Origin of the sequence: Burkholderia sp. MBR-1 (genome assembly GCF_013822785.1) — a bacterium.
Lineage (GTDB): Bacteria > Pseudomonadota > Gammaproteobacteria > Burkholderiales > Burkholderiaceae > Burkholderia > Burkholderia vietnamiensis.
Genome location: NZ_CP053609.1, coordinates 2,870,429 through 2,892,282 on the forward strand (window position 1 = coordinate 2,870,429; position 21,854 = coordinate 2,892,282).

The window sequence follows — 21,854 nt, forward strand, 5'->3', positions numbered from 1 at the left end:
TGCTACCGGAAGCGTAAGCGAGTACTCGGGGCGGCCGCGACAAAGACTGCTCCCCGTGGCGTCCTCATGACCTTGAGCATTTCCCCGTCGGCAAAGAAGATCTATGACTCACCCAAAATTCCGCGTATTGCTGCTTGACACGAAATATCGCAACCCGAACCACTACATTTGCCTCGCGATTTTTCATGCCTTGCAGCGACACCCGGACGTCGCATTCGTCGCGAAAGTAGATCCCATCGATGCCGCTCCCACGGCGATGCATCAGAATTGCAATCTGTTCATCGCCTTCGATGGCGAGGAACTCCGCAAGGATCTGTGCGCGACACTTGCAGCGATTTGTGGCCGCTCCGTGCTTTGGGTGACCGAAGATCCCTACGAGCTTCCAATTAATCAGAAAAATGCCGAACTGTTCGACGTCGTGTTCACGAACGATTCGTCCAGTGTTTCAGCATACGGAAATCGGGGTAGACATTTGCCGCTCGCAGGCGCAGTGGAGTTTCATTCACTTCCGGTCCTGCCACCGGAGCAAGAACTGCGTTATCACATGTTTTTCGCCGGCACCGCCTGGCCGAACCGCAGCGAGTTCTTGCGCTCGGTTCTCAAGCAATTACCCGAGAATTGGAAATACAAGCTAGCGCTTCCGACCAATCCGTTCCTCCCTCCGCACGGAATCGATCTGCCGACTAGCGCCCTCTCCTGGCGCACATCGCCGTCTGACTTCGCACGTTTTGCAAATCGAAGTGCCATGACCCTGATGCTGCCCCGCGTTTTCACCGCGTCTGGAGGCCGCGAATTCGCGGAGACGCCTCCCCCTCGATTGTTCGAGGCCGCGCTCTCGGGGTCCGTTCAGATCGTTCACGAGTCGCTGACAGAGGTTAAGGACTTCTTTGTACCGGATAGGGAGCTTGTCCTCTTCTCGGACGAACGTGATTTCATCCAGAAAGCGACACGGATAATCGACGATCGCGCCTATCGTAACGAGATTGCAGAGGCAGCTCGTACGAAGGCAACTCAGTTACATACGTACGATCGACGCGTCGATACCATCCTGGCCGCCGCGTCGAATATTCCATCCCCCGCAGCGCAACCGGTGACCTCGGATCGGCGAACAATCATATTCGTGACACACAATGTCATAGGCGGCGCTAATTTCGGCGGAGTTGAGGTATATCTCGACCTTCTACGTCCCGAATTGCGAAATGATTTCAACGTACTGTTCTATGTTCCCGACAATGGAACCGGGCGGTCCGCTCGCCTTTTGTCAGAGACTTACGAAACGCTCGAAACCTTTCAGTTCGCACGTCGATACGAAACAGATATGCTTCGATGCGAAGAAAGGGAAAACACATTCCGAAATATCCTGAGCAAGTATAAGGTCGATCTCGTCCATTTCCATCACACCATCGGCCACCCGCCGTCGCTCATCTTCGCGCCACCACTGCTTGGAATTTCGAGCGCATTCACCGCACATGATTTTTACGGTGTCTGTCACGAGTTTAATTTGCTGTCGTTCAAGGACACATACTGCGGCGCACCAGATATTCCACTGTCCCAATGCGATGTATGTTTATGGCAGAAGCACCATATTGCGCCGGGATCGCAGGCAATAAGACGGAGTTTTTGGAACGACGTGCTGAGCCGCGTCGATATGCTCGTCTTCAATACGAAACAGAGCAAACGCATCTACGAGCGGATCTATCCCTCAGTGAGGAGTCACGCCAACGTACAGGTGATTCCGGTACCTATCCCTGACCGTACGGCCGCGACGACATGCCACACCAAACCCACACCACTCAAAGTGGCGTGGCTCGGCAATGTCACTCATCAGAAAGGGGGCGATATTCTTGCGCGCGCCCTTCCCCTACTCGCACACGCACCGGTCGAATTCCATCTATTTGGCCGAATCGACCCGCAGTACGCCGATTTTTCGAATCGCGCCCGCTATCCTAACGTCGTCACCCACGGAAGTTACCGGTACGATGACATGCCGGCCGCGTTGAAGGATTGTGACGTCTCCCTCCATTTATCGATTTGGCCCGAGACTTACTGCTTAACCCTGTCTGAAGCGCTTCAGATGGGCCTCGTGCCCATCGTTACAGATATCGGTGCCCTTGGAGAACGCATCCAGCATGGTGTCAACGGGCTGAAAATCGCCCCCGGCAGTGAGGGAGATCTGATTGACGCCGTCCATGCACTTATCGACTCGCCATCAGCACTGGCAAAGTATCGATCAAATATCTCTCCGGCGCTCTACTCGCGCACTTCCGATCACGTGACCGCTCTGAGATCTGCGTATTCGCGGTTGCTGCCCCATCTGTCTCGAAGCAGTGCACCATCTGTGGGTGAATTGAATCTCGCAGACACAGGAATCGCGCCCCTTCCATCGAGTTGGCACCATGGAACGCAGCACTTGCCACTCGGCGGACAAGTGTTTTCGGGCGCAGTACGGAAGGCGCACAAGCTGGCAGCATTCTACAAGATCCACGGTTTTCGTCCGACGCTGCGCATCATTGCAAACCGAATTCGCGTCTCGAGGTAAAGCATGAAAGTTTTAATCGCGGGTGCGTCGCCCGACGCAATCAACAACAATGCAGTACTTCGGGGATATGTGGCAAATGGTTTTCGTGGCCTCGATAAAGTAGCGGACGTGACCGTTTGTTCACTCGAGAGCGCCACGATGATCGCAAAAGCCGCAGTGCCGGATCTGATTCTGGTGTTTGGATCCTGCATGCCCTTGGAGGCACACTATCTTCCTTTAAAGCAAGTTGCCATGGACCTTGGCGCCACGATGGCCTTTTGGCTTCATGACGACCCATATGAATTTGATCACGCAGCGAAGATCGTACCGCTTGCGGACATAATTTTTTCAAATGACAAGTGGACCTCCACGCATTACCCACATCCACATGTCGTTCATCTTCCGCTCGCAGCGGATCCAAACGCACATTTCCGGAATTTCAAAACAGAAAAAGCACGCGACCTGTTCTTCTGTGGAGTCGGATTCAATAATCGCGTTCAACTTCTACGGGATTGTGCCGCTCATCTGCGCGACATCAATGTTGAGGTACTTGGTGACGGTTGGCCGGAAGATCTGGGTTTTGCGGCGAATCGACGGATCCGTAACGACGCGCTTCCGGATATGTACGCTTCATCGCTAATTACGTTGAACGTTGGGAGACGGCACAACCTGGCGAACGAGCGATTCAATCTCGATGCATCGACACCGGGGCCACGAACATTTGAAGCGGCCGCAGCCGGCACCGTGCAGTGCATGTTCGTCGAAGGCCTCGAGATCAGTGACTATTACGATGAATCGAGCGGAGAAATCTTGTTATTCGATTCACCCGCGGAGTTACGACAGCATTGTGAAATGCTGAAAGACGATCCCGCAATGGCAAAAAGAATCGCACTCGCCGCTCAGGCCCGCACTCTGCGAGATCACACATACCAAAATCGCGCAGAAAAAATCCTTCATTCGGTACAGCGACTTCGCTCTATATAAGCCCCTTTTTGCCAAATACCTATTTGGCAAAAAGGGCAGAATCTCCTCAGATCAAAGAGGCGACACAACGAATGCAGGCATCCGTGCCTGCGTCCCACGCGCTTTCAAGAAAGAGTCGGCAACGTCGAGCGCTTCGGCAATAGTAACGTCCATGTCGAGGTAGCGATATGTGCCCAGTCTCCCCACGAACGTGACGTTTCGCTGAGCTTCGGCCAAATCGACGTAGTCCCGAAGCATTGCCTTATCTTCGACCAAGCGAATCGGATAGTAAGGCGTATCACCTGGCCGGCATTGGCTACTAAACTCCTTGAACACGATGGTTTCCTCGTGCTCTTCCCAAGGAGTAAAGTGTTTATGCTCGGTAATTCGCGTATACGGAACGTCTTCATCCGGGTAGCTCATCACAGCACAACCTTGAAAATCTCCTTTGTCGTAGAAAGGCTCAAACGTTAGCGTTCGATATGCGAGGCGTCCCAATTTGTGCTCAAACCAGCTATCCAACGGCCCACTAAAAAACACGTGATCGTATTTCGACACCGATGTCGAGTCGAATTCTGTTCTCAAGTGAACGTCAATATTTTCGTGATCGAGCATACGCTGCACCATGACGGTGTAACCTTCGACTGGCATCCCTTGAAAACGATGACTGAAGTAGTTGTCATCGTAGTTAAATCGAATTGGCAACCTCTTCAAGACGGAAGCCGGCAGCTCACTTGGTGGCAGGCCCCATTGCTTGATCGGATAACCGCGAAAAAAAGCATGGTACAGATCTTTCCCGAGAAAACGCAATGCCTGATCCTCAAAGCTTCGAACCTCGGAAATCGATTTTTCTGCTAGTTGCTCGATAAATTCTTTCGCTTGCTTTGGATTAAAAGTTTTTCCAAAAAACTGATTGATCGTATGCAAATTTATCGGAAGCCCGTACACGTTACCGCCGGTTGTCGCCTTCACCCGACAAATATACGGAGCAAACTGCGCGAAACTGTTTACATACTTCCAGACACGCTCGTTGTCCGTATGGAAAATATGCGGACCATGCACGTGAACCATCACGCCAGTTCTTGTGTCCCGCTCCGTGTGGCAGTTACCGGCTACGTGATCTCGCGACTCCACCACTGTGACCTTGACTCCTTGCTCGGCCAGTTCACGCGCGATGACCGCACCAGACAAGCCCGCGCCAACAACGAGTATCTTTTCCATATCAATCCTTCCACCGTTGATCCAATGCCGTGGCTAGAGGAAAAATCGCGCGCCTAAGGAATCCCGGCAGTCGTCGCCACACTGCCGATGCAATCCGTCGTTTCGTGGTATTGCGCCGCAACGACAACGGAGTGGACGATGGATTCAGTCTCAGAAGGCGATCTTCGTACCAAAGCGTCATTCTCAGATAAAACCAATAATATTGCGCAAACTCAGAACTCGGATCGTTCCATGGCTTGACCGCGCCTGCGTAATGCAACATCGAGGGATTCTTTCGTGATTCGAGGTAGGCATTGTATATATCAACCGGCAATGCGCTGCCGTGCCCGGGCGGCAAACTGACACTATTCCAAGTCAAATCAAGAAACTTGACGTCACCGACAAGATACTTGTTCAAAATATCTTGATCGAGGAACCAATATCGATTGCGCTTCAAATCAGAAATCATTTTCTGACACAAGCGATTTTCCCGAAGCCGCTCAAGATTGAATAAAATCAGCCCCGCTTGAAAATAGTCGCGATATTGATCCTTCATCCCGACCACATCGGATAAGTATTTCGCGGTCGGATAACCACCTGTCTCGGCCATTGAGCGAACTCCCATGGCAACGAAGGACGCCATGATCACATCCTTCACGGCCGCGGCCGACTTTCCATCCAGCTCCGTATCGAATATCTTGGCGACGTCGTCGATCACAACCGCGTCGGTATCGAGAAATAAGATCTTACTGCGGTTGTAAACAATTTCCGGTAACGCGAGGCGATAGAACGTGGCGCGCGTGAAGTACATGTGCGCATCGATGTCGAGAAACTGCATCGACATATCGATGAATGAAATCTTTGCATGTGGATGCAACCGTTCCAGCGCCTGGAGACCGCGCCGTTCGAGTTCGGTCATTCCGCCATCAAGAACCAGAAAATCAATGAATCGATCCTGAGCGGCGTTCGAAAAAACCGACGCGATAAGCGCGGCCATGTGAGCAACGTAATGCGAGTCCGTGGCGGCGACAACTGATACGGGCCTGAGATCGGTTACTGGCAACGGCGGGCATTGCGCAGTGGGGGAAGTATCCTTTACGAATACGCGGCGCAGGTATTTGACACGTAAGTTTTTGTCGTCCGCCAATTTTTTTGAGACAAATACTCCAACCATGCGCTCTGCGATATATCCGATGACACGGCGCTCCGCAGGGCCATAATCCGAAACATCAATGCGCTTCTCCAGTTCGGCGAGCAACGGGAAAAGCCAAGCCGAGTATTCTTCGAATATCTCACGCTTAAAGACAAACATGTTCGTGAACAAACCCGCTTCCGAGTCCATCACTTTTTTGAAATGTCCATAGTACTCCGGACATGTTTCATAGATTATTTCACCGGCCAGATCCAAATCTTTTATGTGATGAAATGTAGCGTCACGGTATTGACTGTAAATCGTTGTGGCCCCGCAGCCGGCGACGTTCCACGGCTCAGGCAAAATCATGTCCGCATCGACGACACAGCGTTCGATATCGTGATCCGTCAGGCCATACTTAGCCAGCACTTCTGCAGACAGCCGATCTTCAATGACGAGGCCACTCGAATCAACAACGCGATCGCCTCTCTCGGGAAAAAAGTCAAAGAAGCGGCGATAGTGAACAAAACCGACATAATCCGAATCTTTGTCGTTTTTCCAAACCCAATATTGCCCCGTCAGCTCACAGTACGAGGCATTTTTTCCGGAAATATTGTCCCCGACGTTGTCTTTGAGAGTCGGCAAATCGTGCTTCGATAATGCACACCCCGTCTGAATCGGCTTCATCACCCCACTTTTCACCATGTACGCGGGGTTAAAATAGTTAATATAGAGAGAGATTTTCATTGGAATAACTTTCGACTCAGCGTGGCCGGTAGCTTTCGAGATTTCCGCGCGCGACATTAGGCCTCATTGGCCGCGGGCCCATGTCAAGGTGGCCTCGATACCACTCTTGACGTCAACCTCGGGTCGCCAGTTTAGTTTGGCAAGTGCCTTCGTGATGTCTAGAATGTTGACAGGGACATCCACATTTCTTGATGCCTGATATTTCACCTCGAATGGCAACTGGAAATCGTCTCGGAGAATTTTTACTATTTGATTCAACGAAAGCCCCACGCCGGAGCCAACATTGAAGATTTCGTTTTCAGCATCGCTCTCCGCTGCCGCGACGATCGCCCGCACCACATCGTCTATATAAATATAATCTCGAATTACAGACCCATCCCCCCAGATCTCGAGTGGGACGTTGTTAATAATTTTTCCGATAAAATTGGCAATCGCACCTTGATTGTAATTCAGTCGCTGGCCGACCCCGTACGGGTTGGCGAGGCGAATCACGTTGTAGCGCATCCCATAAATTTTGCTGTACAGGTGCAAATAATACTCGACCGCCTTTTTTACGATACCGTACGAACACGTAGGGAAACCATGTTGGTCTTCCGAAATCGGTACACTTGGCACTGTTCCATAAACAGTGCCGCCCGACGAAATATAGACAAATCGCCGAATTTGCTTTGGAGAGAGCGCATCAAGCAACGATACCGTTCCGATCAAGTTGGTTTCGATATCGAATACGATCTTCTCGTTCGACAGTGCGGGGCCCACGCTCGATGCAAGGTGAAAGCACACGTCGATCTCTCCGCTGCATTGCGCAATGACCTCCGGCGCGTAGTAGGGCCCGTTGATGACGGTCAATTTTTCCATCGGCAACGCTACGCACGGCGCAGCCCCCTCCAGATCGACAACGGTAACGCCCCAACCCTTGTCAAGAAGGTGGCGAGTCAAATGGGAACCGATGAAACCGAATCCCCCAGTGATTAATGCTCTCATCTCTCTAAATCCGCCAGATCTTTGATATTGCGTTGCATCGCCGCATGGCCATGAGCGAAGCCGTGTACTACTTACTTTTCGGACGAACCAAACACGGAGTCGATCAGCGCGTAATCTTGCGCAAACCTTGCACGGACACGCTCAACGAGATCCAAATCTCGGAACTGTGACGATGCCGGGAACTGTCCGCAGATTTCCTTGAATCCAAGGAACGCTTCACCGCTTACGTCAAGTACGTTGATGCCAACGTTGAGGTTTGACTTAGTCGCGTGCGGCGCATATGTCTTGAGTTCAATTTCCCTCAACAACGGGTGACTGATCCACTGATCCCGCAGTGCTTCCATGCGGAGGAAGATTGTCGGTTTCTCGGTCAGGAACGCCGACTGGCTGCGCCAATGAGGATCGAGCTGCTCATCAGGAAAGGCGCACAGATGTGTTACGAACTCCCGGAACGTAATTGACGACGTAGATGACGGACGGGGTTTCCCTCTTTGAGCTCGCCACATGTACTCGACAAGCTCGTGCACGAATAGTTCGTCGGGCAGAATTTCCGTGAACTTGTTCAGGTATGCAGATACAACCCGCTCGAAGGGATCTCGCAGTACCACGAGGCACGGCCAGTCGACGGCGTCCGCCGGAGCATCAGCGAACGGTTCCCCAACGTGATGCGGATTTCGTCCTTGGGTTCTTGAGAAACCCAGGGTATTGATAACCGTCGAGCACGCATTCTTCGGGATACGAATGAACCGAAGCTTGTGGTCATTGAAGTACATCATCGTCATAGTTGCGGTACCGACTGAACTCCTGCTGGTTCTTTGAGAGAGACGTGTCGCGTTCGACGGCTCCCTTCCACGATGGACGACACCGATACGAAGTGACTCACACCTGGGCCTCGTATTCCTGGAGCACTTCTTCGACGTCGCCAAATCGATGGACGCGGCCTCTTTCCATCCATAACACCTTATTGCACACCCGACGAATTTCGGCGTTGGAGTGCATGGCGAGGACGACAATCTCGGCGCGACCGTGCAAGTCCTGCAGTCGCGTCTTAGCCTTTTGCATGAAGGACGCATCGCCCACCCCCATGACTTCGTCCAGCAACAGGATCTCCGCGTCCACAGCTGTCGACACTGCGAATGCAAGACGGACCCTCATGCCACTTGAGTACGTCCGAATCGGTAAGTCTAGGTAGTCGCCAAGCTCACAAAATTCGGCAATTTCTTCTTGCTTTGCCCTGATTTCTGTATCGGACATACCGAGCAACAGGCCCCGCAGGCGAATGTTCTGCAGGCCTGTAGAATTCTCGTCCATTCCGAGGCTGATATCCAGCAGTGGCACGACCTTTCCGCTTCGCTGCACTTCTCCGGACGTTGGCGTATAGATCCCAGCCATCGTTCGGAGCAAAGTCGATTTCCCTGCACCGTTGTGCCCGATCAGCCCCACTCGATCGCCGCTCTGGAATCGCATCGAGACACTATCAAGGGCGCGAACAACAATTACTCCATCGTTGTCCTCAGCGATGGTATTTCGCCGCCCCATTCGCATCACCTTTTTCTTCAGGGATCGCCCCTGAAGGTCGTAGATGGGCAAATCTAGTGTCGCGTTTTTGAGTTCTATGTAAGCCACTTTCGGTCCCTCAAATCCAGTACGGGATACGCTTGAGATAGCGCCCGGTCAACATCAATGCGACGGGCCAGCCGACCAGAGCCATTCCCCCAACAACGATCCACGTAGTAGCGCCCGGGATCTCGCCGATCAACGGAGCACGAACGATATCGATCATGTAGGCCAGGGGATTCCACTCAACGATGAATGAGAATCGATTTAATGAATTCGGCTTGAAGATGATCGGCGTCACGTAGAACGCAACTTGGAGAAACGCCCCGATGATCTGAGGGAGGTCCCGAAACCGGGCCGACAAGAGGCCGGCCAACATCGCGATCCACACGGCGTTCAGGACGTAGAGACAGAATGCCGGCACGAAGAAGACCAACGATATCCAGTCCTTTACGCCGAAGACGACGAGCAGTATGAGGATGATGGCAAAATTGTGGCTCAACACCACCAGATTCCGCCACACGACCTGCAAAACGAAGAGAATTTTTGCGGTTGGTGTCTGGCGGATGTAGGAGCCACTATTGATGTATGACAGGCTGCCCTCTTGGACCACCTGGGAAAAGAAGCCCCACATGACGATGCTCGTCGCAAGGAAGGGCAGATAATCGCTCATTTTCTGACCGAAGAGCGTGCCATAAACGACGCCCAATGAGCCAACCATCACGCCCATGCTGATGGTGAGCCAGAACGGCCCTACCCGCGAGCGAGCATATCGTTGGCGGATTTCGAGCCACCCCAGCAACGTCCAGAGCCGCCAAGATGCCAAACTCTGCCGCAGGTCAATTAGTGCACTATTGAACATAAGAACCATCAATCGATATCAGAATCTCTGTGTCAAACTTCATTGCAGATCCAGCCTTCCACTACGCCCGCTCAGCCCGTGCCACAACCCCAGCAGAGACAGGCGAATGTGCTGCATCCTCGGAGTCATGAACGCGCCATAGATGGCAAGCCTGAACGGGAACTTGATCAGCTCGGTACTCTTCCAACTCAGCGGAACATAGTCCCGCTTGATTAGAAGTACAGCATTTCGAAACAAGTAGTAATGCCGTAGCGCGCTGTGGCTCGGATAGAGCCGACCAAACACTCTGACCGGCTCACCTCCCAATTCGTGTACTAGCGTGATGTCCGGTATACCGAGAATAAGACAACCACGCGCACGAGCGCGAACGCACCACTCGAGGTCGACGAAATCGATAAATAACGAATCGTCCATCGGACCAATTTCATGCCATAACGACAAATTGAGGCACGATCCCGATGTGATCAGAAAATCTACCGACACCGGCTCAGTCGATGTTGGTCGAATGCGTTTGAGTGAAAAATGGCGGAATTGAATGAACGGCGCAACGCCCCCCAACCTCGCATCTGCATACGCTGGACCGGCAAGCGCAACACGGGGATTGCGTCTGACTGCGACATCGATCCGCTTTGGCAAACCGGTCAGGAGCTCAGATGTCGGCTGGCTGTCTTGATCAAATAGCAAAGCCCAGCGACAACCGCGCTCCAGCAAACGCTCGACACCCTGATTCAATGCTGTTGCAATCCCCAGATTTCGTCCGTTCGCGATGTACTCGATCTCCGGATCAAGTCCGAGAAGGCCCGCATTGTGGTTGCCCTCCGTATTGTCCACAACGATGCAATCGCCAAAACCAACGAGGCGATTCGCATTACGTATGCAATCAGCATTGGGACGATAAAAGACGACGACAATGCCGGTCTTTTGGGAGGAAACGGAACACTCGGTCATTCGATCAATCACCGAGACAAAGGCCCAGCGCCTCGTCCCATGCAGGCATGTGCAGACCAAATACCGTGGATATCTTCGCCGCGCTCATTCTGGAATTAGATGGTCGCGCAGCGGGTGTCGGGTATTCGCGCGAGGAGATCGGCACCACCACCGTATCGGCATGATTGCCATCACGCTGAAGAATTGCCTTCGCAAAGCCACACCACGACGTCTCACCTGCTGCAGTAAGGTGGTAAACACCCGAGCGCTCCCGCCACCATTGGGAGCTGTTTGCAGCGATGCCTTGCGAAATAATCTGCCCAGTTGCCTCTGCAATTGTCCGAGACCAGGTCGGCGCACCGATCTGATCATCCACCACCTTCAACTCTGGACGTTCAGCGGCAAGTCGCTGCATCGTCAGCAGGAAGTTCTTACCCCGCCGCCCGTAAACCCAGCTCGTACGCAAGATCAGGTGAGCACAAGCTGCCGCGGCAATACCGAGCTCGCCGGCGAGTTTGCTCTTCCCGTAGACATTTTGTGGGTTCGGCTGATCGTCTTCGACATAGGGTCCGGCTTTCTGCCCGTCGAAAACATAGTCGGTCGAATAATGGACAAGCACCGCACCCAGCGACGCCGCCTCTTGAGCAAGGGTCGCAGGTAGCTCCGCATTGATGCGCATTGCCATCACTTCATCAGTCTCGGCCCGATCCACTGCGGTATAGGCAGCTGGATTGACGATGATTGAGGGCGCGGTTCTCCGGATGAATTCACGCACGCGCGCGAGGTCGGACAGGTCGAGAGTAGCGCGATCGCAAGGCACAACATGCCCTAGGCACTGAAGAGTGCGCTGGAGTTCGAAGCCAACCTGTCCGCTCACGCCCGTGACAACAATTGTCGGCTTATTCACAATACCTCTCACGCGAAAACGTCCGCTTCGCTCAAAGGCCGGCCCGCCAGATCTTTCGCTGCCAGCTTGGGCTGAAAGTCGATTGGCCACTCGATACCAATTTCCGGGTCATTCCACGCTATGCTGCGCTCATGCTCCGGGTACCAGTAATCGGTGGTCTTGTACTGGAAATCCGCCGTTTCCGATAACACAACGAATCCATGCGCGAAGCCCGGCGGAATCCAAAGCTGGTGAAAATTCGACGCGCTGAGGACAGCGCCGACCCATTTCCCGAAGGTAGGCGAACTTTTCCTAATGTCTACAGCGACATCAAATACCTCGCCATCCACCACGCGGACGAGCTTGCCCTGCGAATGCTCAATTTGATAGTGCAGACCGCGAAGCACACCTTTCGTCGAGCGCGAATGATTGTCCTGAACGAACGGCGCATCGACGCCGAGCTTCTCGGAAAATTCGCGCGCATTAAAGCTCTCGAGAAAAAAGCCGCGCGCGTCCCCGAACACACGGGGAACGATCAATTTGACGTCTGGAATCGCTGTCGCTTTTACTTCGATGCCCATGCAACCTGATCCGTAAGAATGTTCTTGAGGTACTGACCGTAGCCATTCTTGGCGAGCGGCTGCGCGAGTCTGGACAGTTGCTCCCCGTCGATCCAGTGCTTCCGGAATGCAATTTCCTCCGGACATGCCACGACCAAACCTTGTCGCTTCTGCAGCGTCGCAATAAAGCTCGCGGCCTCGATCAACGAGTCGTGAGTTCCCGTATCTAGCCACGCGTAACCGCGCCCCATGATCTCGACGTTGAGCACCCCATCCAGCAGATAGCGTGAATTGACATCGGTGATCTCCAGTTCGCCGCGCGCGGATGGTTTGATCTCCGCCGCGATGTCGCAGACCCGATTGTCGTAGAAGTACAATCCCGTCACTGCGTAGTTTGAGCGGGGCTGCGGCGGCTTCTCTTCGATAGAAATCGCACGGAACGACTTGTCGAACTCAACGACACCATATCGCTCCGGGTCGTGGACATGGTAGGCGAATACAGTCGCCCCGGACTCACGTGCATCCGCCCGCTCGAGCTGTCCCGCGAGATCGTGCCCGTAGAAAATGTTGTCGCCGAGAATGAGCGCCGACGGATCGTTTCCGACAAATTCCTTGCCGATGATGAACGCCTGCGCCAGCCCGTCAGGCGACGGCTGCACCGCGTACTGGATGTTCATCCCCCACTGGCTGCCGTCGCCGAGCATCGCCTCGAAGCGCGGTGTGTCCTGCGGCGTCGAGATGATCAGTACGTCGCGAATGCCGGCGACCATCAGCGTCGACAGCGGGTAGTAAATCATCGGCTTGTCGTACACCGGCAGCAGCTGCTTCGACACGACGTGCGTGATCGGATACAGCCGCGTGCCCGAACCGCCCGCGAGGATGATGCCTTTACGTGCCATCGCGTGTCTCCTCAGCTGCGTTGCGCGTAGTTGGTCTCGACCCATTTGCGGTATTCGCCCGACGCCACTTCGTCGGCCCACGCCTGGTTGTCGAGATACCAGTCGACCGTCTTGGCCAGGCCGGTTTCGAATGTTTCCGCCGGCTTCCAGCCGAGTTCGCGCTCGAGCTTGCGCGCATCGATCGCGTAGCGTCGATCGTGTCCCGGACGGTCCGTCACGTAGGTGATCTGGTCGCGATACGACCCGGCAGCCTTCGGCCGCGCCTTGTCGAGCAGGTCGCACAGCGTGTGCACGACTTCGAGGTTCTTCTTCTCGTTCCAGCCGCCGACGTTGTACGTCTCACCCGGCACGCCGCGCGCCAGCACCTCGCGAATCGCACTGCAGTGGTCACCGACATACAACCAGTCGCGCACGTTCTGGCCGTCGCCGTACACCGGCAGCGGCTTGCCGGCGAGCGCGTTCGCGATCATCAGCGGGATCAGCTTCTCGGGGAACTGGTACGGACCGTAGTTGTTCGAACAGTTCGTGGTCAGCGTCGGGAGGCCGTACGTATGATGGTATGCACGCACGAGATGGTCGGAACCGGCCTTCGTCGCCGAATAGGGGCTATTCGGTGCATACGGCGTCGTTTCGGAGAACTGCGGGTCCGTCGCCGACAGCGAGCCGAACACTTCGTCGGTCGACACGTGCAGGAAACGGAACGCCGCCTTGTCGGCATCGTTCAGGCCATTCCAGTATTGGCGGGCGGCTTCCAGCAGCGTGAACGTGCCGACGACGTTGGTCTGAACAAAGTCGGCCGGGCCGTGGATCGAGCGGTCGACGTGGCTTTCGGCGGCGAAGTGCAGCACGGCGCGCGGCTTGTGCTCGGCGAACAGCGCGTCGAGCGCGGTACGATCGCAGATGTCGACGCGTGCGAACACGTGCTTCGGATTGCCGTCGAGGGACTGCAGCGTACGGAGATTGCCCGCATACGTGAGCTTGTCGACATTGAGCACGGCTTCGGCAGATTCGCGCAGCCAGTCGAGAACAAAGTTGGCACCAATAAAACCCGCGCCGCCCGTAACCAGGATCATGAGGCTCCCTCTAGTAAAGCGCGGCAAGCACCAATCGGCGCTTGCCGCTGAGAATGGCAGGTGACAATGACAGTCACATCAGGCCGAGGATTTTACCCGGTCGCCCCGGCCGTCAAAGTCACGAAGTGCTAATTTTGTTGGGAAAAGAAGCAATTATAGGGACCCGCGCCGCGCAAAAGCCATGCCGCTAACAACTTGAAACAGCGCTCCGCCCCTTGCCTATCGGATAAATTTTCATTCCCATTGTCCGCTTCAGGAGAACAAAATTTGCGTATCCGGCACATTTTGGTGATCATGTTTCGCGAACGTCACAAATTGTAACAGTCACCTGTCATGACTCACACCCCCATCGCCATCGGCGACATCCAAGGCTGTCATTCAGCTTTCAATGCGCTGCTGCAAAAGCTGTCGCCGCCCTCCGACACCCCCCTCTGGATCGCCGGCGACCTCGTCAACCGCGGCCCCGGCTCACTCGCCGCTCTCCGCGCCGTGGTCGACCTCGGCTCCCGCGCGACCGTCGTCCTCGGCAACCACGACCTCCACCTGCTCGCAGTCTCAGCCGGCATCCGCACCGAGCGTCCCGGCGACACCATCGGCGAGATCCTCGCCGCCCCCGACGCCGCCGCCTTGCTCGACTGGGTGCGCCACCGCCCGTTCGCACATTTCGACGACGGCAAGCTCCTCGTCCACGCGGGCGTGCTGCCTCAATGGGACGTCACGCTCACGCTCGAACTCGCCGACGAACTCCAGCGCGCGCTGCGCGCCCCCGACTGGCGGGAAACGCTGCAGGCGCTATACGGCAACGAGCCGAACCAATGGAACCCGAACCTGAAAAAACGCGACCGGATGCGCGTCGCGTTCAACGCGTTCACGCGTCTGCGCTTCTGCACGCCCGACGGCGCGATGGAGTTCAAGGCGAACGGCGGCCCCGACAGCGCGCCGCCCGGCTACCTGCCGTGGTTCGACGCGCCGGCACGCCGCACGGAGAACGTGACGGTCGTATTCGGCCACTGGGCCGCGCTCGGGTTGATGCTGCGCGACAACCTCGTCGCGCTCGATTCGGGATGTGTATGGGGAAACCAGTTGTCGGCCGTCCGGCTCACGGCCGACCCGGCGCAGCGCGCGGTCACGCAGGTCCAATGCGACGCGTGCCGCACGCCCGGCGGCGAATGACCCGCACGCATAACGCGCGGGCCGAATGACGCATCAGCCTTCGCGCCCCGGCACCGGCTCATCGGCCGCCGCATCGCCGGCCGCCGCCGCGCCGACTTCGCTCACCGGATATGCGTGCCGCTCGAGCTCCGCCAGCGCTTCGGGCGACGGCTTGCCGACCTGCGCCTGCATCGCTTCGAGCGCCGCCGCGATCGCGTCGCGCGCCGCCGCCGACGTCGTGCGACGATCGCCGCCCGGCGCGATCGGCTCGCACACGTACAGATGCGCGACGAGCGGGCCGCCGCGCAACACCATGTCGAGCGACTTGCCGAGCGCCAGCTCGCCCGTATAGGCCGGCGTGACCGACTGCCGCCCCTGCGCATCCTCGTACATTAGGCAGATCGGCTGCACCGCACAGCCCGCCGACACCGCAGCCTGGAACAGGTTCGCGTGAAACGGCAGCAACCCCTGCCCGTCCGACGTGGTGCCCTCCGGGAACACGCACATCACGCCGCCGTTGCGCAGCCGCTCGGCCATTTCGTGCATGACGCGCATCGCCTCGGTGCGCTTCTCGCGCTGCAGGAACACGGTATCGAGCTTCTCGGCGAGCCAGCCGACCACCGGCCACTGCCGCACCTCGGCCTTCGACACGAACGGCGTCGGCCGCCATGCGTTGACCGTATAGATATCGAGCCACGACACGTGATTGCCGACGACGAGCGCTCCCGCATCGACGCGCGCGCCGTCGTTGTGGACGACGACGCGCATCCCGCAGATCCGCAGCATCTTGATCGACCAGCGGCGCGTCATCTCAGCACGGCGCGCGGGCGATACGTGCGAAAAGCGCAGCGCGACGATCGCCATCCCGCGCAACAGATGAAAAACGAGACGCAGCTTGCGAAGTGCGATCATGACGAAGATCCGGCGTGGTTCAGTGGCGCTCGAACGCGATGTGCCCGCCCACGAGCGTCGCGCGCACGCAAGCCGGCAATTCGTAGCCGAGGAACGGCGAGTTGTGGCCCTGGCTCTTGAGCGCACGCGGCTCGACGCGCCAGTGCGCACGCGGATCGAACACGCACAGATCGGCGGCGCCGCCTTCGGTGAGGCGCCCCGCCGGCAGCTGCAGCACATCGGCCGGCGCGGCGGTGATGCGGCGCAGCGCCTGCGCGAGCGGCGTGCCGGTTTCGTCGGCCCATTTCACCGTCAGCGACAGCAGCAGCTCGAGCCCCGTCGCGCCCGGCGTGGCTTCGGCGAACGGCAGCAGCTTCTCGTCGTCGTCGACCGGCGTGTGGTCGGAGCAGATCGCATCGATCGTGCCGTCCGTGAGCGCCGCGCGGATCGCTTTGCGATCGCGCTCGCCGCGCAGCGGCGGATCGAGCCGGAACTGCGAATCGAAGTAGCCGATGTCGACGTCGATCAGGTGCAGATGATTCACGCCCACATCGCAGGTGACGGGCAGCCCCTCGGCCTTCGCCTCGCGCACGAGCGCGAGGCCGGCGGCCGACGACAGACGCGCAAGGTGCACGCGCGCGCCGGTCACGCGCATCAGTTCGAAGATCGTGTGCAGCGCGATGGTTTCCGCGGCCACCGGCACGCCGGACAAGCCGAGCCGCGACGCGAGCGCCCCGCTCGCCGCCACGCCGCCGCGGCCGATGAACGCGTCCTGCGGACGCAGCCACGTCGTGTAGCCATAGGTGCTCGCGTATTGCAGCGCGCGCAGCAGCACCTGCGTGTCGCGCACCGGCACGTTCGCATGCGTGAAGCCGACGCAGCCCGATTCGGTCAGCGCGACCATCTCGGTGATCACTTCGCCCTTCAGGCCGACGGTGAGTGCGCCGAGCGGATGCACGTTCGCCTGCCGCAGATTGCGCGCGCGGAACTTGAGCATCTCGACGAGGCCCGGCTCGTCGAGCACGGGGTCGGTGTCGGGCGGGCACACGAGCGTCGTGACGCCGCCGGCAACCGCCGCGGCCATCTCAGAGGCGAGCGTCGCCTTGTGCTCGTAGCCGGGCTCGCGCAGCCGCGCGCACAGGTCAACGAGGCCGGGCGCGACGATCAGGCCGGTCGCGTCGATGGTCCGGTCTGCGTTGAAACCGGCCGGAGCCGTGCCGAGCGCGGCGATCTTGCCGTCCGCGACGAATACGTCGGCCTGCCGTTCGGCGCCGGCGACCGGATCGATCAGCGTGCCGCCTTGGATATGAATCTTCATGCGCTGTCTGTGAATGCGTTGATTGCTTGAATGGGGCGCGCGAACGCGGGCTCAGTCGTTGTTGCCGGCGACGATGCCCATCACCGCCATCCGCACGGCGATGCCGAACGTGACCTGGTTGAGAATGACCGACTGCGGGCCGTCCGCGACCTGCGAGTCGATCTCGACGCCGCGGTTCATCGGCCCCGGATGCATGACGATCGCGTCGGGCGCGGCGAGCGCGAGGCGCTCGGGCGTCAGGCCCCAGGTCTTGAAGTATTCCTGCGCGGACGGCAGCAGCGCGCCGCTCATCCGCTCGTTCTGCAGGCGCAGCATGATGATCACGTCGACGCCCTTCAGCCCTTCGTCGAGGTTGTGGAACACCTTGACGCCCATCTGCTCGAGACCGCCCGGCAGCAGCGTGCGCGGGCCGATCGCGCGCACTTCGGGCACGCCGAGCGTGGTCAGCGCGTGGATGTCCGAGCGCGCAACGCGCGAGTGCAGGATGTCGCCGACGATCGCCACACGCAGCTTCGTGAAGTCGCGCTTGTAATGGCGGATCGTGTACATGTCGAGCAGGCCCTGCGTCGGGTGCGCATGACGGCCGTCGCCGGCGTTGATCACGTGCACGTGCGGCGCGCAGTGCTCGGCAATCAGGTACGGCGCGCCGCTCGACGCGTGGCGCACGACGAACAGGTCGGCATGCATCGCCGACAGGTTGTTGATGGTGTCGAGCAGCGACTCGCCCTTGCTCGTCGACGACGCATTGATGTTCAGGTTCAGCACGTCGGCCGACAGGCGCGTCGCGGCGATTTCGAAAGTGGTGCGCGTGCGCGTCGAGTTCTCGAAGAACAGGTTGAACACCGACTTGCCGCGCAACAGCGGCACCTTCTTCACCTCGCGGTCCGTCACGCTGACGAACTGCTCGGCCGTATCGAGGATGTGGTTCACGATCGAGCGCGGCAGGCCCTCGATCGACAGCAGATGTTTCAGCTCGCCGTTTTTCGTGAGCTGCGGGTTGCCCTTCAGGAACCCGTAGCGGAACCGCTCGGGGCTCGCGGCCGCGGCGGGATTGCCGGTGCGGCCAGTGGTGTCGGTGGTCATGGTGTGCGTGATTCCAACTATGCAAACGGGCCGCGGTACGAACCGGCGGCCCGGGATACGGTTGCGCGGTTCGATCAGGCGCCGCGCGCCTCGACGCGCAGCGTGAACTGCGCGGCGTCGTCCCGCGCCAGCACGAGCGTCGCGTCGGCCGGCACGTCGAGCGAGCCGCCCGAGAAGCGCGCGGCGACGGGCAGCTCGCGGCCGCCGCGATCGGCGAGCACCGCGAGCTCGACCGCAGCCGGACGGCCGTAGTCGAACAGCTCGTTGAGCGCGGCCCGCACGGTGCGGCCGGTGTACAGCACGTCGTCGACCAGCACGATGCGCGCGCCGTCGACGTCGAACGGCAGCGACGTCGGGCTCGCCTGGCTGTGCAGCCCCTTCTTCGCGTAGTCGTCGCGATGCAGCGCGACGTTCACGACGCCGAAGGCCGGCGCGCCGAGATCGCGCGCGAGACGCTCGGCGAGCCATGCGCCGCCGCTGTGAATGCCGGCGAGCCGCGGGCCGCCCGGCTCGGCGAACGCGGTGCCGTACGCGCCGCGGATCTGGTCGAGCAGGACGCGATAGAGCGCGTCGGCGTCAATGGTGCTCATGGTCGGACAATTCATCGAAATACTGTTGAAGGATCACGCGCGCGGCCTCGGCGTCCAGCATGTCGGTGCGCGCGCGGCCGCGGACGTTGCGCTCGCGCAGCCCGGCTTCGGCCTCGACCGACGAATAGCGTTCGTCGACCCACGTGACGGGCAGCCCGAAGCGGCCGTTCAGCTGATTGCCGAAGCGCTTCGCCTGCTGCGTCATGTCGTGCGGCGTGCCGTCGGGATGCATCGGCAGGCCGACCACCAGCGCGTCGGGCCGCCATTCGGCCAGCAGCTCGCCGACCGCCTTGAAGCGGTGCTCGCGGTTCAGGTTGGGAATCACGACGAGCGCGCGGGCCGAGCGCGTCAGCGCATTGCCGAGCGCGACGCCGATCCGCTTCTCGCCGTAATCGAACGCCAGGAACGTCGCATCGCGCGCGCTCGCGCCGCTCATGCGTGCCCTGCTTCGCCGGACAGCATCGACGAGCTGACGCCAAGCAGGCCGAGCGCGGCTTCGAAGCGCTCCTCGGCCGGCGTGTCGAACACGATGCGCGGATCGGCCGGCACGGTCAGCCAGCCGTTGCGGGAAATTTCTTCCTCGAGCTGGCCGGCGCCCCAGCCGGCGTGGCCGAGCGTCAACAGGAAGCGCTTCGGGCCGGTGCCCGTCGCGACCGCCTCGAGCACGTCCTTCGACGTCGTCATCTCGAGCCCGCCCTCGATCGACATCGACGAGTTGTAGTTCGCGCCTTCGACCGGCTCGTGCAGCACGAAGCCGCGCTCGGTCTGCACCGGGCCGCCGAAGTACACGGGAATGTGCAGCAGCGGCTCGATGTCGAGCTTCAGGTCGATGCGATTGAACAGCGATTCGAGATCGATGTCGGTGGGACGGTTGATGACGAGGCCGAGCGCGCCGCGCTCGCTGTGATCGCAAAGATAGACCACCGTTCCCGAAAACGTCGGATCCGCCATGTTCGGCATGGCGATCAGGAACTGGTTGGTGAGATTGATGCGATCGGAAGGCTTTGACATGGTTTGAATTTTAGCAAAGACGCCGCGGCCTGACCGGGCCGCGATCAACAAGCAACGCCGCGCCACGCTGGCAACGGCGCGCGCGGATCACACGGCACTCTAACATGCGCGCGCGTGCTGTCGGCAGCGTGTTGCCGCCCCGCCAACGACGGCTGCCGCCCGTCCTGCGGTCGGTCTCGCTTCATGCCCGCGCAAGCGCCGCGCCGAGCGCCTCGGACGCCGCCGTCAGGTCGGGCGGCGCCACGCCGGCCGCGATCTTCAGCAGCGCGGCGCGCAGCATGTCGGACGCGCGAGCGTGCGCGGCGCGGGCGCCGTCGGCGAGCGGCACGCCGTGCGCGGCACGGCGCCACGCAAGGCCGAGCGTGTCGGCCAGCAGCGCCGTGTGGCCGAGCCCGAGCGCACACGCGGCCGTGCCGACACGATAGGCGGCCGCCGACGCGCGCCATGCGTCACCCGCATCGGCCGCGGCCGGATCGACGGCCAGGTCGGCCATCGACGCGTCGGCCGTCTGCAGGAAATCTTCATAAGCGTGCGCGTTGACGGTCACGACGCCGAGCAGCCGCGTGGGCGCCGCCGCGATCGCGTCGTGCTCGGCACGTGCGGCGCCGGCCTCCCACAGCGCTTCGGACGCGGGCGTGCCGGCGACGTGCCAGTCGACCGTCAGACCGTAGTCGTGCAGCACGTCGACGAGTGCGACGTCCTCGGCCGCCGCGCCGTACAACGCTAAATCGCGCCATAGCAACGCAACGGTCTCGCGCACGAGTTCGGGCGGCGCCTCGCGACGGCCCTGCGCCTGCTCGCGCAGCAGCAGGTTGGTCCGGGCGAGAAACCGCTTCAGCTCCGGCGCCGCGCTCGCGCGCAGCGCGCGCAGGCATGCGGCGCCGAGTCGCCAGAAGTCGTAGGGCGACCCGTCGGCGAGCGCAGTGAGCGTCGTGTCGAGTTCGTCGAGCGCCGTGTCCGGCGTGCCGGCCGTCGCGCGCAGCACGCCGAGCAAAGCCTGCTCGTAACGAGCCCGCGCGCGGCTTGCGAACGCATCGGGCAGCGCGCGCAGCGTCGCCCGCGGCAGCGCGCGTCCGACGAGCGCCAGCACGTCGTGCGGCACGCTCGCGTGCAGGTCCGCGGCGCTTTGCGCGCGCAGCGTCCGGAAATGATCGAAGAGGAGCGGCGAGCAGGCCAGCTCGCGCAGATTGTGCCGCCCGACCGCCGCGCGGAAATCGGCGAGCGCCGCGCGCCACGCCGCGGAAGTCGGTTCCGTCGCCACCAGCGGCGCGGCGGCGGCCAGTTGCCCGGCAAAGCGCGCGGCCGGCAGCCAGCCGGCTTCCGCCAGCACGGCGGCGGCGGCCGACAGCGGCCCGGCGGCATCGTCGTGGCCGACGGCCGCGTCGGCGGCGGCCGCGAGCCACGCATCGGCCGCCCGCACGGCGCCGCCGCGCGGGTTGGGCAATGCGTCAGGGAGGGGAATGTTCGCCGGATCGGACGTCATGGACACGCGCGCCTGTCA

The 21,854-nt window shown here is 59.5% G+C and carries 21 protein-coding genes; 3 read left to right on the forward strand and 18 right to left on the reverse strand.

Features of this window, described 5'->3' with window-relative positions:
- Positions 1 to 103: 103 nt before the first annotated feature.
- Both MBR110_RS13260 and MBR110_RS13265 read left to right on the forward strand, forming a co-directional pair.
- A complete protein-coding gene (locus tag MBR110_RS13260) occupies positions 104 to 2,539 on the forward strand; it encodes a glycosyltransferase family protein (RefSeq protein ID WP_080484262.1) in 2,436 nt (811 codons plus the stop codon).
- 3 nt (positions 2,540 to 2,542) lie between these two features.
- On the forward strand, positions 2,543 to 3,502 hold the full coding sequence (locus MBR110_RS13265; RefSeq protein WP_072465536.1) for a CgeB family protein: 960 nt from the start codon (positions 2,543 to 2,545) through the stop codon (positions 3,500 to 3,502).
- 51 nt (positions 3,503 to 3,553) lie between these two features.
- On the opposite strand, the gene glf is transcribed toward MBR110_RS13265, so the two are convergent.
- The 11 genes from glf to rfbB form a co-directional block, all read right to left on the reverse strand.
- Entirely contained in the window at positions 3,554 to 4,702 is a 1,149-nt protein-coding gene (gene glf, locus MBR110_RS13270) for a UDP-galactopyranose mutase (protein ID WP_034194501.1), read from the reverse strand.
- 1 nt (position 4,703) lies between these two features.
- The gene (locus MBR110_RS13275; RefSeq protein ID WP_080484264.1) at positions 4,704 to 6,617 is read right to left on the reverse strand and encodes a DUF4422 domain-containing protein; all 1,914 of its coding nucleotides are present in this window, start codon (positions 6,615 to 6,617) and stop codon (positions 4,704 to 4,706) included.
- Positions 6,618 to 6,623: 6 nt separating this feature from the next.
- Complete coding sequence (locus MBR110_RS13280; protein ID WP_059558984.1) at positions 6,624 to 7,544, reverse strand: NAD-dependent epimerase/dehydratase family protein; 921 nt, start codon at positions 7,542 to 7,544, stop codon at positions 6,624 to 6,626.
- Positions 7,545 to 7,615: 71 nt separating this feature from the next.
- A complete protein-coding gene (locus MBR110_RS13285) occupies positions 7,616 to 8,320 on the reverse strand; it encodes a sulfotransferase family 2 domain-containing protein (RefSeq protein WP_166677050.1) in 705 nt (234 codons plus the stop codon).
- Positions 8,321 to 8,423: 103 nt separating this feature from the next.
- Positions 8,424 to 9,170 (reverse strand): ABC transporter ATP-binding protein, encoded by a 747-nt coding sequence (locus tag MBR110_RS13290; protein ID WP_059459216.1) that lies wholly within the window; start codon positions 9,168 to 9,170, stop codon positions 8,424 to 8,426.
- A gap of 10 nt (positions 9,171 to 9,180) precedes the next feature.
- Complete coding sequence (locus MBR110_RS13295) at positions 9,181 to 9,963, reverse strand: ABC transporter permease (protein WP_034194515.1); 783 nt, start codon at positions 9,961 to 9,963, stop codon at positions 9,181 to 9,183.
- Positions 9,964 to 10,002: 39 nt separating this feature from the next.
- Complete coding sequence (locus MBR110_RS13300; protein WP_051974451.1) at positions 10,003 to 10,911, reverse strand: glycosyltransferase family 2 protein; 909 nt, start codon at positions 10,909 to 10,911, stop codon at positions 10,003 to 10,005.
- 4 nt (positions 10,912 to 10,915) lie between these two features.
- Positions 10,916 to 11,800, reverse strand: a complete 885-nt coding sequence (rfbD, locus tag MBR110_RS13305) for a dTDP-4-dehydrorhamnose reductase (protein ID WP_080484326.1) — start codon at positions 11,798 to 11,800, stop codon at positions 10,916 to 10,918.
- A gap of 5 nt (positions 11,801 to 11,805) precedes the next feature.
- A complete protein-coding gene (rfbC, locus tag MBR110_RS13310) occupies positions 11,806 to 12,357 on the reverse strand; it encodes a dTDP-4-dehydrorhamnose 3,5-epimerase (RefSeq protein ID WP_059558988.1) in 552 nt (183 codons plus the stop codon).
- Complete coding sequence (gene rfbA / locus MBR110_RS13315) at positions 12,342 to 13,235, reverse strand: glucose-1-phosphate thymidylyltransferase RfbA (protein WP_034194495.1); 894 nt, start codon at positions 13,233 to 13,235, stop codon at positions 12,342 to 12,344. The genes rfbC and rfbA overlap by 16 nt, the downstream gene beginning before the upstream one ends.
- Before the next feature lie 11 nt (positions 13,236 to 13,246).
- Positions 13,247 to 14,308: a dTDP-glucose 4,6-dehydratase gene (rfbB, locus tag MBR110_RS13320; protein ID WP_034194494.1), complete on the reverse strand. Its 1,062-nt coding sequence runs from the start codon at positions 14,306 to 14,308 to the stop codon at positions 13,247 to 13,249.
- Positions 14,309 to 14,641: 333 nt separating this feature from the next.
- Here rfbB and MBR110_RS13325 point away from each other — a divergent pair, with 333 nt between their 5' ends.
- Positions 14,642 to 15,481, forward strand: a complete 840-nt coding sequence (locus tag MBR110_RS13325; protein ID WP_059735724.1) for a symmetrical bis(5'-nucleosyl)-tetraphosphatase — start codon at positions 14,642 to 14,644, stop codon at positions 15,479 to 15,481.
- A 33-nt stretch (positions 15,482 to 15,514) separates the two neighbouring features.
- Here the strand turns inward: MBR110_RS13325 and MBR110_RS13330 are convergent, their stop codons facing one another.
- The 7 genes from MBR110_RS13330 to MBR110_RS13360 form a co-directional block, all read right to left on the reverse strand.
- On the reverse strand, positions 15,515 to 16,372 hold the full coding sequence (locus MBR110_RS13330; protein ID WP_059735726.1) for a lysophospholipid acyltransferase family protein: 858 nt from the start codon (positions 16,370 to 16,372) through the stop codon (positions 15,515 to 15,517).
- A gap of 19 nt (positions 16,373 to 16,391) precedes the next feature.
- Positions 16,392 to 17,669, reverse strand: coding sequence for a dihydroorotase (locus MBR110_RS13335; RefSeq protein WP_059669201.1), 1,278 nt, complete (start codon positions 17,667 to 17,669; stop codon positions 16,392 to 16,394).
- Positions 17,670 to 17,720: 51 nt separating this feature from the next.
- Complete coding sequence (locus tag MBR110_RS13340) at positions 17,721 to 18,752, reverse strand: aspartate carbamoyltransferase catalytic subunit (RefSeq protein ID WP_006400966.1); 1,032 nt, start codon at positions 18,750 to 18,752, stop codon at positions 17,721 to 17,723.
- 74 nt (positions 18,753 to 18,826) lie between these two features.
- Entirely contained in the window at positions 18,827 to 19,342 is a 516-nt protein-coding gene (gene pyrR / locus MBR110_RS13345) for a bifunctional pyr operon transcriptional regulator/uracil phosphoribosyltransferase PyrR (protein ID WP_011883512.1), read from the reverse strand.
- Positions 19,329 to 19,778, reverse strand: coding sequence for a Holliday junction resolvase RuvX (gene ruvX, locus MBR110_RS13350; protein WP_011883510.1), 450 nt, complete (start codon positions 19,776 to 19,778; stop codon positions 19,329 to 19,331). Before ruvX ends, pyrR begins: the two co-directional genes overlap by 14 nt.
- Positions 19,775 to 20,353, reverse strand: coding sequence for a YqgE/AlgH family protein (locus MBR110_RS13355; protein ID WP_011883507.1), 579 nt, complete (start codon positions 20,351 to 20,353; stop codon positions 19,775 to 19,777). The genes ruvX and MBR110_RS13355 overlap by 4 nt, the downstream gene beginning before the upstream one ends.
- A 181-nt stretch (positions 20,354 to 20,534) precedes the next feature.
- Positions 20,535 to 21,836, reverse strand: a complete 1,302-nt coding sequence (locus tag MBR110_RS13360; protein WP_059735728.1) for a hypothetical protein — start codon at positions 21,834 to 21,836, stop codon at positions 20,535 to 20,537.
- Positions 21,837 to 21,854: the final 18 nt, after the last annotated feature.

Excerpts from the sequence above, each read along its gene's own strand:
- MBR110_RS13260 (WP_080484262.1), top strand. The coding sequence starts at position 104 with ATGACTCACCCAAAATTCCGCGTATTGCTGCTTGACACGAAATATCGC.
- MBR110_RS13265 (WP_072465536.1), top strand. The coding sequence starts at position 2,543 with ATGAAAGTTTTAATCGCGGGTGCGTCGCCCGACGCAATCAACAACAAT.
- glf (WP_034194501.1), bottom strand. The coding sequence starts at position 4,702 with ATGGAAAAGATACTCGTTGTTGGCGCGGGCTTGTCTGGTGCGGTCATC.
- MBR110_RS13300 (WP_051974451.1), bottom strand. The coding sequence starts at position 10,911 with ATGACCGAGTGTTCCGTTTCCTCCCAAAAGACCGGCATTGTCGTCGTC.
- rfbC (WP_059558988.1), bottom strand. The coding sequence starts at position 12,357 with ATGGGCATCGAAGTAAAAGCGACAGCGATTCCAGACGTCAAATTGATC.
- MBR110_RS13325 (WP_059735724.1), top strand. The coding sequence starts at position 14,642 with ATGACTCACACCCCCATCGCCATCGGCGACATCCAAGGCTGTCATTCA.
- MBR110_RS13330 (WP_059735726.1), bottom strand. The coding sequence starts at position 16,372 with ATGATCGCACTTCGCAAGCTGCGTCTCGTTTTTCATCTGTTGCGCGGG.
- pyrR (WP_011883512.1), bottom strand. The coding sequence starts at position 19,342 with ATGAGCACCATTGACGCCGACGCGCTCTATCGCGTCCTGCTCGACCAG.
- rfbB (WP_034194494.1), bottom strand. The coding sequence starts at position 14,308 with ATGATCCTGGTTACGGGCGGCGCGGGTTTTATTGGTGCCAACTTTGTT.
- MBR110_RS13340 (WP_006400966.1), bottom strand. The coding sequence starts at position 18,752 with ATGACCACCGACACCACTGGCCGCACCGGCAATCCCGCCGCGGCCGCG.
- ruvX (WP_011883510.1), bottom strand. The coding sequence starts at position 19,778 with ATGAGCGGCGCGAGCGCGCGCGATGCGACGTTCCTGGCGTTCGATTAC.
- MBR110_RS13295 (WP_034194515.1), bottom strand. The coding sequence starts at position 9,963 with ATGTTCAATAGTGCACTAATTGACCTGCGGCAGAGTTTGGCATCTTGG.
- MBR110_RS13360 (WP_059735728.1), bottom strand. The coding sequence starts at position 21,836 with ATGACGTCCGATCCGGCGAACATTCCCCTCCCTGACGCATTGCCCAAC.
- rfbA (WP_034194495.1), bottom strand. The coding sequence starts at position 13,235 with ATGGCACGTAAAGGCATCATCCTCGCGGGCGGTTCGGGCACGCGGCTG.
- MBR110_RS13335 (WP_059669201.1), bottom strand. The coding sequence starts at position 17,669 with ATGAAGATTCATATCCAAGGCGGCACGCTGATCGATCCGGTCGCCGGC.
- MBR110_RS13285 (WP_166677050.1), bottom strand. The coding sequence starts at position 8,320 with ATGATGTACTTCAATGACCACAAGCTTCGGTTCATTCGTATCCCGAAG.
- MBR110_RS13355 (WP_011883507.1), bottom strand. The coding sequence starts at position 20,353 with ATGTCAAAGCCTTCCGATCGCATCAATCTCACCAACCAGTTCCTGATC.
- MBR110_RS13280 (WP_059558984.1), bottom strand. The coding sequence starts at position 7,544 with ATGAGAGCATTAATCACTGGGGGATTCGGTTTCATCGGTTCCCATTTG.
- MBR110_RS13275 (WP_080484264.1), bottom strand. The coding sequence starts at position 6,617 with ATGTCGCGCGCGGAAATCTCGAAAGCTACCGGCCACGCTGAGTCGAAA.